A 10,151-nucleotide genomic window follows, 5' to 3' on the forward strand; every position below is an offset into this window, starting at 1 on the left:
CGTCGTCCGGGCTCAGCCGCTGCCCAGGGAATGGATGACCACCTCACGCCTCAACGCCTTGACCCGCTCCGGGGACGGCGGCACCGGCCCCACCTGGGCCAGCTTGCCCGCCGCGAAGGCGGTGCCATGCCGTGCGCACGCCTCCAGCGAGCCCCCCGCCAGCCGCGCGGCCAGCACGCCAGCCACCATGGCGTCCCCTGCCCCCACCGTGCTGGCGACCTCCACGCGCGGAGGCACCGCCAGCAGCGCGCCCTCCGCCCCGACGAAGATGGCGCCCTCCCCTCCCAGCGACACCACCACCAGGCCAATCCCCGTCGCGTGGAGCTCCCGTGCCGCGCGGACCACATCCGCCCTGTCAGGCAGCGGGCGCCCGAGCAGCTCCGACAGCTCGTGCGCGTTGGGCTTCACGAAGTCCGGCTTCGCCCCCACCGCGTGGCGCAGCGGCGCGCCGCTGGTGTCCACCACCACCAGGCATCCGCGGGCGCGCAGCCGCGCCGTCAGCGTGGCGTAGACGTCCTCCGGCACACCGGACGGCAGGCTGCCGGCCAGCACGAAGCAGCCGTTGTCACGGGCCAACCCCTCCAGCTTCTCCAGCAGTCGCTGCAGCGCCTCGTCGGAGACCTTCAGCCCGGGAAGGTTGAGGTCCGTCACTGCGCCCCCCTCCCGGTCCACCACCTTGATGTTGACGCGACTGGAGCCGGGCAGGCGCAGGAGCCGGTCGTGGATGCCGCGCTCGCGAAAGAGCGCGTCGAACAGGTGGGTGTTGTCCAGGCCCAGGATGCCCGCCACGGTGACGGGGGTGGGCCCTCCGGCGAGGAAGGCGGCGACGTTGATGGCCTTGCCGCCCGCGGTGCGCGTCTCGGAGACGACGCGGTTGACGGTGCCCGCCGTGAAGCCCGGACAGTCGAGCGTCTGGTCGATGGCGGAGTTCAGGCTCACCGTCACGATGCCGGGCCTCGTGGGAGTCATGCGCCCTCCCCGGCCCTGGCCAGCAGGCCTCGCACCAGCGCCCGCACCTCGGCCGCGCCCTCACAGGCGAGCGCCTGCCGTGCCACCGTCTCCAGGTCCTTCATCGACACGCTCCGCAGCAGCGCCTTGATGGCGGGGATGGTGGGGATGGCGACGCTCAGCTCGCTGACGCCCAGCCCGGACAGGGTGATGGCGCCCGCCGGGTCTCCCGCCACGCCGCCGCACGCGCCCACCCAGATGCCGGCCCCGCGCGCGGCCTTCACCGTCAGGTCCACCATGCGCAGGACGGCCGGGTGGACGCCGTCCGCCTGGGGCGCCAGCACCGGGTGCTCGCGGTCCATGGCCAGCACGTACTGCGTCAGGTCATTGGTGCCGATGGAGAAGAAGGACACCTCCTTCGCGAGCTGGTCGGCCAGCATCACCGCCGAGGGGACCTCGATCATGATGCCCGTTTCCACCGGGGCCGCGCCCACCTCGCGGCGGACGTCCTCGGTGATGGCCTTGGCCCTGCGCAGCTCGGCGAGCGTGGCCACCATCGGGTACATGATGCGCACCGGCCCCTCCTTCGACGCGCGGAGGATGGCGCGCAGCTGCGTGCGGAACAGGTCCTCCCGCTCGAAGCACAGGCGGATGCCGCGCACGCCGAGGAACGGGTTGGCCTCCGCCGGCAGCGACAGGTAGGGCACGTGCTTGTCGCCGCCGATGTCCAGCGTGCGCAGGATGATGGGCAGCCCGTTCAGCGCGCGGACCATGGTGCGGTACGCCTCGTACTGCTCGTCCTCTCCCGGCGGGTCCTCGCGCTGGAGGAAGAGGAACTCCGTGCGCATCAGGCCCACGCCCTCGCCACCGGCGTCCACGGCCTTCTGCGCGTCCTTCGCCGACCCGATGTTGGCGGCGACCTCCACGCGGCGCCCGTCCCGCGTAATCGCGGGCTTGTACCGGTCCAGCTTCTCCGCGTCGCGCTGCTCTCGGACGCGCTCGCGCCACGTCGCAGCCCGCGCCTGGTCCTTCGCGGAGGGCCTCAGCACCAGGACGCCCCCGTCCCCGTCGAGGATGCAGTCCTCGCCGTTGACCAGGTCCAGCACCGCCGGCCCCGCGGCGACGACGGCGGGGATGTCCAGCGAGCGGGCGATGATGGCCGTGTGCGACGTGGCCCCGCCCCCGACGGTGCACAGCCCCAGCACCATCGCCGGGTCCAGCTTCGCGGTGTCGGACGGGGCCAGGTCCTCGGCCAGCAGCACCACCGGGTGGTCCGGCAGCGTCGCCACGCCCTCCACCACGTCCGCCAGCATGCGCAGCACGCGGCGGCCCACGTCGCGCAGGTCGCCCGCGCGCCCGGCCAGCAGCGGGTCCGGGAGCCGGGCGAGCGCCTCCGCCCGCTCCTCGTAGACGCGCCGCCACGCCCAGCCGGCGCTCGCGCCACCGTCGATGTGGCGGCCCGCCTCGGTCACCATCTCCGGGTCGTCCAGCAGCTCCTGGTGGGCCTTGAAGATGGCGGCCCGGGTGGCGCCGGCCTTCTTGAAGAACTCCTGGTGCAGGTTGTGGAGCTCCGCGATGGCGCCGGCCAGCGCCTGCGCCAGCCGCTCGTGCTCGCGCGCCGGGTCGGGCGCCTTCTCCGCCACCACCAGCCGTTCGTGCTGGAAGAGCCACGCCGGCCCGGAGGCGATGCCCGGAGAGGCGGAGATGCCCGCCACCATCTGCCCGTCATAGTCCAGCCGCGCCGCCGGGGCGGGAGCGGCGGCGGACGCGGCGGGCCGGAGCGACACCTCCTCGTCCAGGCCGGCCTCGAACGCCGCGCGAATGGCACCCAGCGCCGCCTCCGCGTCCGCTCCCGATGCGGTGATGATGAGCGGCGCCCCACCCGTGGCACCGAGCTGGAGCAGGGAGATGAGGCTCTTCGCGCTGCCCGACTTCTGCCCGTAGTGGACGGTGATGTCCGAGCGGAAGCGCTTCGCCACCTCGACGAGCGCGGTGGACGGTCGCGCGTGCATGCCATGCGGCGCGGGCGACGTCACCTGGATGAAGGGCCCCTCGGTGGCCAGCGGGGACGTGGAGGCCACGGGCTCCGGAGCGGCGGAGGCGCCATTGAGCGTGACGACGATGAGGCCCGCGTCGCGGGTGCGCGCCAGCTCCTCCGCCTTCGCCGCGTCCCCGAGCACGCCCGTGAGGTTGGCGAGCACCTGGAGGTGCTCATCCGACCGCGCGGCGATGCCCACCACCACCCGGGCCGCGCCGTCCTTGCCCCAGTCCACGCCGCGCGGGAACTGGACGACGACCACGCCCGTCCGCTTCACCAGGTCGCGCGCGTCCGGCGTGCCGTGGGGGATGGCGATGCCGTTGCCCAGGTACGTGGCGGAGACGCCCTCGCGCCGGAGCATGCTGTCGATGTACCCCGGCTCGATGAAGCCCGCCTCCACCATGGTCTGCCCGACGAGGCGGATGGCCTCCGCCTTGCTCGCGGCGGACTGCCCCAGGCGGACATGCGTCTTGGTGAGTGTCAGCATTGGCGTTCCTCAGGAGAACAGCTCGAGCAGGTCCTCACGGGTGATGGCGGTCGCGGCGGATGCGTCACTGAGGGCCGCCTCGAAGATGGCGCGCTTCTTCTCCTGGAGTCCGAGGATTCGCTCCTCGACTGTCCCCTGCGAGACGAGCCGGTACACCATCACCGTCCGCTCCTGACCGATGCGGTGCGCCCGGTCCGCCGCCTGGGCCTCCGCCGCCGGGTTCCACCACGGGTCCACCAGGAAGACGTGGTCCGCCGCGGTGAGGTTGAGGCCCGTGCCGCCGGCCTTGAGCGACATCAGCAGAACGGGTGCGCCCTCCTGTGACTGGAAGCGCGACGTCACGTCGCCGCGGTTCACCGTCGTCCCGTCCAGCCGCTCGAAGGCGATGCCCGTCGCCTTGAGCTGGGGCTCGATGAGGTCCAGCAGCGACGTCCACTGCGAGAAGACCAGCGCCTTGTGGCCCTCCGACACCGCCGTCTCCAGCGCGTCCACCAGCGTCTCCACCTTGGAGGACGTGTTGGCCCGCTGGCCCGGGACGAGCGCCGGGTGGCAGGCCGCCTGGCGGAGCCGGAGCAGCGCCTCCAGCGCCTTCAGCACGCTGCCGCCCTCGTTGAGCAGGGCGACCACTTCCTTGCGCGTCGCCGCCATCACCGAGTCGTAGACGGCGCGCTCGCGCTCATCCAGCTGCACGTGCATCACCGACTCGATGCGCGGCGGCAGCTCGGGCGCCACGTCCCGTTTGAGGCGGCGCAGGACGAAGGGCCGGATGCGCCGGCGCAGTCCCTCCGCGGCCCCGGGCCGGCCCTCGGAGATGGGCTGGGCCACCTTGTCCGCGAAGTGGCGCCGTCCGCCGAGCAGGCCGGGGTTGGTGAAGTGCATCAGGCTCCACAGTTCCTCCAGCCGGTTTTCCAGCGGGGTGCCGCTCAGCGCCAGCCGGAAGCCGGCCTTCAGGCCGAAGGCCGCGCGCGCCACCTGGCTGTCCGGGTTCTTGATGGCCTGCGCCTCGTCCAGCACCAGCGCGTCCCACGTCTTCGCCCCGAGCACCGCGGCATCCAGGCGCATGATGGCGTACGTCGTGAGGGTGATGTCGGCGGACGCATCCAGCGCGCGCCCAGGCCCGTGGTACACGCAGACCTTGAGCGACGGGCGGAAGCGCTTGAGCTCCGCGGCCCAGTTCGGCAGCACGCTGGTGGGGCAGACCACGAGCGAGCCCGGTCCCAGCGCGCAGATTGTCTGGAGCGTCTTTCCGAGGCCCATGTCGTCGGCCAGGATTCCGCCCAGCCCCGCGCCCCGGAGGAAGCCCAGCCAGCTCACGCCCTGCAGCTGGTAGGGGCGCAGCGTCGCGACGAGGTCCCCAGGAAGCACGGGGGCCGGAAGCTTCTCGAAGCCCTGGACCAGGGGCGCCAGCCGGTCCAGCCCTGGCGGAGGCGGCTGCTCCAGCGTCTCGCACAGTGCGGTCAGCTCCGGCAGGGCGTGGTTGGACACCTTGCCATCCGACTGCCGCGCGGCCAGCAGGTCCGCCACGCGCTGGCCATGCTTGTCCAGCCAGGCGCGGGGCAGCGGCGCCCAGCCACCGCCGTCCAGCGGCACCAGCCCCAGCCCCTCCGTCCACGCGCGGATGACGGCAGCGGCGTCCACGGCCTTCACCTCGCCCTTCGCGCCCTCCACCTGGAACTCCAGCGTGAAGCGCACGTCGGGGACGCCATTGCCGGTGACGGCGGAGTCCACCTGGAGCAACGGCCTCAGCCGCACGTCCGGGCTCACCACGCCCGCCGCGTCGCCGGCCAGGTCGCCGCGCCACCGCCGCAGCTTGTCCGCCCAGCGCACCATCTCCGGGCCCTGCACCGTCAGTCGCCGGCCGGGCACCAGGTTCAGCTCGTCCCGGAGCTGGTGGATGAGCCGCTGCTCCGCGGCCTCGTCGCGCAGCGGCACCGCGCCGCGCAGGTACACCATGCGGCCCGCGTCGATTCGCACCGACGGCGGCGCGCCGTACACGAGCGTGGGCAGCACGGACAGCCCCGACTCCAGCTGGTTCAGCTCCAAGAGGATTCGCGGCCGCAGGTCACGGTCCAGCGGCGGCAGGCGCCGGCTGCGCATGTCCACGGGCATGCGCCGGCCCAGCTCAGGGAGCACCTTCGACGTCAGCTCCCCCACCTGCTCGGACGCGTACGTGCGGACGATGGGCAGGTTCTGCAGCCACGCGCCCGTCATCGACGTCTCGCCCAGGCGGGCCAGCGCGTCACCGAACAGCGCGACGCCGGGGCTGACGACTTCGACGACGCGCGGGTCCTTCGTCACCGTCACCACGAGCTGCCCGTTCCGGTCCTCCACCAGCGCCCGGGGGACGACGACCTCGTCCGACACGGCCACCGGGCGCCCGTCGAGCAGCACGTTGCGCGCGTTCTCCAGCACCTTCAGCACCGCCTCCAGCGTCTCCGGCGCCAGCGTGCCGCGCGTGCGGCGCTGCTCCAGGATGCGGTCCGTGAGCAGGTCGGCCTGCTCCACCTGGAGCGTGGCGGCCTTCGCGGGCTGGGCCACCACGGAGGCCAGGCTCCCCTCCAGCGGCTCCTCCTTCCCGTCCGCGTGCGCGAGGGAGCGGTGCAGCTGCAGCCCTCCGTCCGCGCGGGTGAAGTGGTAGACGACGCGGGACCAGCGCGCGGCCGCCGTCTCCAGCGGGGTCTCCTGCTTCTCCGCCTGCTGGATGGAGATGGCCGCCGCCACCACGTGCTCGCACGGGTCCACCAGGCTGGGGCAGTCGCATTCCCAGGCGTCGTCGTTCGGATACAGGACGACCGTGAGGGCGACCGGGCGGCCCTTGGCCCGCACCCTCAGCTCCAGCTCCCCGGCCTTCTGGGCCTGGAGCACGACGGCGCCGGTGCGCGCGAGATTGACTCCATTGGTCCAGATGCCGGGCTTGGCTTCCTTCCGGACGGCTTCGAGCAGTTGTGCGGTCGCAGACATGGGTGCGCTGCTTCCCTACGCCCCGGAGGTGGACCGCGCAACGGCGTTGAGGACGCCCCTCCCCTGGACAGGCGCCCCCAGGACACAGCGCGACCTGTCACCCGCGCGGCCCTGGCCGGCACTCGGCACCGGCCAGGACCTGGGGGCGGCAGGACTTCAGCGGCAGGACAGCCAGCTGCACGAGCCGGACAGGCACTCGCGCCCGTACAGGCAGGACGCGCCCCGCGCCTTCTTGTTCTGGCACTTGCCCTCGTTGAGGGCGTAGCCGCAGTACCGGCCGGTGCCGCATTCCGCGTCGTTGTTGCAGGTGCAGATGCCCACCGAGCCGCAGTCCCCGGAGTTGCAGGAGTTGTTCACGCACTCCGGGTCGAAGCGGCATTCCTGGCCCACCTCCTTGGACTGCGGGGAGTAGCGCTCACCGCACAGGAGGGGGTACTGCGCCTCGCGGGTGCTCTTGGGCACGTAGGCGGCCACGCCGCTGGTGTCGATGTCCGCCGCCGCGTCCGCCATGCCCGAGCGCGCGCTCCCCGCCCGCTCCCACGTCTTCAGGAACGTCTCCGACGAGCCGGCCAGGCCCGTGGTGTTCGCGCCCACGCGGCCGAGGTCGCGCAGCAGGTCCGGCAGCAGGCCCACGTGCGCGAGCCCGAACTCGTCGAAGGACGTGCCCAGCCGCGCCGGGCCGGCCAGCGTCTGCTGGCGCGACTGCGCGTCCGCCTCGGCCTGGAAGCCGGCCGAGCACGCACCGTGGTCGCCGAAGCGCGGCCGCGTCTGCTGGATGAAGCCGTTGAGGTCCGCGCCGAAGGCCATGGGGACCTTCAGGCCCTGGCGGCCGAACTCGTACGCCTGCGCCACCGAGCGGGTGGAGCCATGGCAGCTGTTGGCCACGCCGGACCGCGTGTACGCGCGCGTCTCGTCATGCGCGGTGCGCAGGCCGAAGATGCCTCCCGTCTGCCGCACGTACTTCACCGCCCACGCGGGCGTCGTCTTCTCGTCGTCCGCCAGCTCCGGGTTCATCACCTCGCGGAAGTGGCCGTGCGAAATCATCAGCGGGTAGTACGCGTTGGCCTGCGCCAGCGTGTACGCCTCCTGGAGGCCTTTCTCGGACAGGTGCGCCACGTCGATGAGCATGCCCCGCGTCATCATCGCCTGGAGCAGCGCCCGTCCGTCCGGGGTGAGGCCCTTCGTGTTGCGGCAGTTGCCGGCCGCGTCCCGGTACACGTCGAAGCCCAGGGTGAACGTGTCCGTCGTCACGCCGCAGTCGTAGTCGATGTGGCAGTTCTCCAGGAACTGCGCCGCCTGGAAGATGGCGTTGTGCAGCGCCGCGCCGCCGAAGCGGTTGTCCAGCTGGTGCACCGGCTGGAGCGAGCGCACGCCCAGCGCGTAGTACCGGTCCAGCTCCGTGCGCCAGTCCTTCGTCCCGAAGAGCTTGCTCGCCTCGATGGAGAGCACCATCGCCAGCCGGCCGGAGTTGATGATGTTGCGCGCGTGCGTGGGCGACAGGGCAATCTCCGCCCAGTCCGTCCGCGCGTCGAAGTCGCGGGCCATCTGGAGCTGCACGTCCACGTCCGCCATCTCGTCACAGGGCCGCTTGAGGTTCTGGTACGGCAGCGCCTTGCAGAGGAACTCGTTGCTGACCAGCGACACCATCACCACGGACATGCCGCCCTGGTGCGCCTGCCGCAGCCAGCCCTCCCACGACTGCTGGTGGGCGATGGTGTCCCAGCGGGGCCACTGCGTGTTCACCGTGGCGCGGCCCAGGTGGATGCCGGTGTCGCCCTGCGTGCCCTCGATGGTGCCGATGTACTCGGACGCCACCGCGCCGCCGATGCCGAAGAACGCGGAGAGGATGGGCACGCCGCTCAGGTCCACGCTGCCGGAGTTGGGACACAGGTTGAGCATGTTGCTCAGGTCCATGCGAACCCGGGCATGGTCGCTCTCCGGAAGGCCACCATCACAGCTCGTCAGCGAGCCGGTGTGGCCGCCATGGAACCAGCCCCCCCCGAAGGCCTCTTCCGCGAACATGTGGTGATGGAGCTCCGCGAAGCCCGGCACCGCCAGCTGCTGCGACACCACGGCGCCCGACTCCGGCTGCGGCTCCGCGATGGGTTGGACCGGCTCGTCCTGCACCGGGCCACAGCCCAGACCAAGGGTAAGGGACAACGCAGCCAGCGCTCCGTGGCGGGCCAGACGATGACTTCCGGGCATGGGGGGACTCCCTCTCACTACGAGACAGGAACAGCCCCACTCTCATAGTGGAACGTGACCGGAAAGACACGTGAGGCCCGCAATCCTTGTCCACTCAGATGAAACGATTCCGTCCTCACCGATGCGACTTCGGCGGCCTGGGTGCGTTCATTTCAGGAAGCGCACGTCACACTTCTACGAGGGACACATGCACACCCATCGCTTCTTCTCCTTCCTGACGGCGGCGGTGTTCGGCGTGGGCACCCAGGCCGTGGCCGAGCCCACGGACAAGGCCCCCGAGGCGCCCCGCCCGCTGCGCATCCTCCTGACGACGGATGACGGCATCAACGGCGCGGGCATGCGCATCCTCCGGGACACGCTCTGTGCCGCCGGCCATGAGGTCACGGTGGTCGCTCCGACGGTGGACCGCAGCGGCACCAGCGGCGCGCTCACGCTCAACGCCCTCATGCGCGCCACGCGCGGCACCTTCCCGTGCGGCGCCGGCACGGGGGCCTCCTGGGCGCTGACGGGGACGCCAGCGGACTCCGTCCTCTTCGGCCTGTCCGTCGCCTACGCGGGCCAGGCGGCGCCGGACCTGGTCATCTCGGGGATGAACTACGGGCAGAACGTGGGGCGCGCGGTGAACCACTCGGGCACCGTGGGCGCGGCGGTGGCGGGCGCGGAGGAAGGCGTGCCGTCCATCGCGGTGAGCATCGGCCTCAACCTGGCGGACTCCGGCACCGGCTTCTCGCAGACGCTTGCCGCCGCCCCCCACGTGGCCAGCTACGTGACGGGCCTCGTCGGCCAGCTGCGTGACACGGTGGGCCCGGACGGGCGCCTCCTGCCGGACCGCGTGGCCCTCAACCTCAACTACCCCATCGTGCTGAACGAGGCCGGCCTCTTCGACCCCGCGCAGGTGGGCGGCCCCAACATCACCTCCATCGGCCACGCCGAGGTGGTGCGCCCGCGCTACCTGCCCGTCCCCAACCAGCCCGACACCTACGTGTCCCAGGGCCCCATCTGCGGCCTGGCCACCGAGTGCGCCCCGGAGACGCAGCGCGACGCGGACACCACCGCCCTGGAGCAGGGGGAGATCTCCATCACCCCCATCGCCGTGGACGGCGAGTCCCATCCGGCCCTCAAGGCCCTGCTTCGCGTGCGCCTGCGCCGGTAGGCCGCGACGGTTCGCCGGTTCCGGCCCTGCGATCCCGAAGTAGAGACCCGGGCGCAAAAGGCGAGGCAGTTCGCACGGGCCCTGCGCAGCTGGAAAGCATGACGCTCCTTTTGAGTCACCGGGGACCTGCCGGAGACCGCCGCTCCAGACCTGTCCGACTGTCCGACAGGATTGCGCCATGCTTCGCCGGCAGGGCCTGCCGGAGGCCGCCGTTCCAAACCTGTCCGACACCCAGACCGTCGATTTATCGGCCTGGGGCAAGGGTGGAGCGAGTGGCACGCGTATCCCCGGCTGAGGAGCGCATGGGGATTCGGCGTAGAAGAAGCGGAGAGTGAACAGGTAGCGGATGAGGAGTCCGC

At 72.0% G+C, this 10,151-nt stretch carries 5 protein-coding genes; 1 reads left to right on the forward strand and 4 read right to left on the reverse strand.

Annotated features, from left to right (window positions below):
- Positions 1–12: 12 nt before the first annotated feature.
- From pfkB to LXT23_RS35730, 4 genes are all read right to left on the reverse strand, one after another.
- Positions 13–969, reverse strand: a complete 957-nt coding sequence (gene pfkB / locus LXT23_RS35715) for a 1-phosphofructokinase (RefSeq protein ID WP_253984870.1) — start codon at positions 967–969, stop codon at positions 13–15.
- On the reverse strand, positions 966–3,473 hold the full coding sequence (gene ptsP, locus LXT23_RS35720; protein ID WP_253984871.1) for a phosphoenolpyruvate--protein phosphotransferase: 2,508 nt from the start codon (positions 3,471–3,473) through the stop codon (positions 966–968). The genes pfkB and ptsP overlap by 4 nt, the downstream gene beginning before the upstream one ends.
- A 9-nt stretch (positions 3,474–3,482) precedes the next feature.
- On the reverse strand, positions 3,483–6,434 hold the full coding sequence (locus LXT23_RS35725; RefSeq protein WP_253984872.1) for a DEAD/DEAH box helicase: 2,952 nt from the start codon (positions 6,432–6,434) through the stop codon (positions 3,483–3,485).
- Between the two features lie 156 nt (positions 6,435–6,590).
- Positions 6,591–8,639: a membrane dipeptidase gene (locus LXT23_RS35730; protein ID WP_253984873.1), complete on the reverse strand. Its 2,049-nt coding sequence runs from the start codon at positions 8,637–8,639 to the stop codon at positions 6,591–6,593.
- A 187-nt stretch (positions 8,640–8,826) separates the two neighbouring features.
- Here LXT23_RS35730 and surE point away from each other — a divergent pair, with 187 nt between their 5' ends.
- Positions 8,827–9,792 (forward strand): 5'/3'-nucleotidase SurE, encoded by a 966-nt coding sequence (gene surE, locus LXT23_RS35735; RefSeq protein ID WP_253984874.1) that lies wholly within the window; start codon positions 8,827–8,829, stop codon positions 9,790–9,792.
- Positions 9,793–10,151 lie beyond the last annotated feature (359 nt).

Origin of the sequence: Pyxidicoccus xibeiensis, from assembly GCF_024198175.1 — a bacterium.
Lineage (GTDB): Bacteria > Myxococcota > Myxococcia > Myxococcales > Myxococcaceae > Myxococcus > Myxococcus xibeiensis.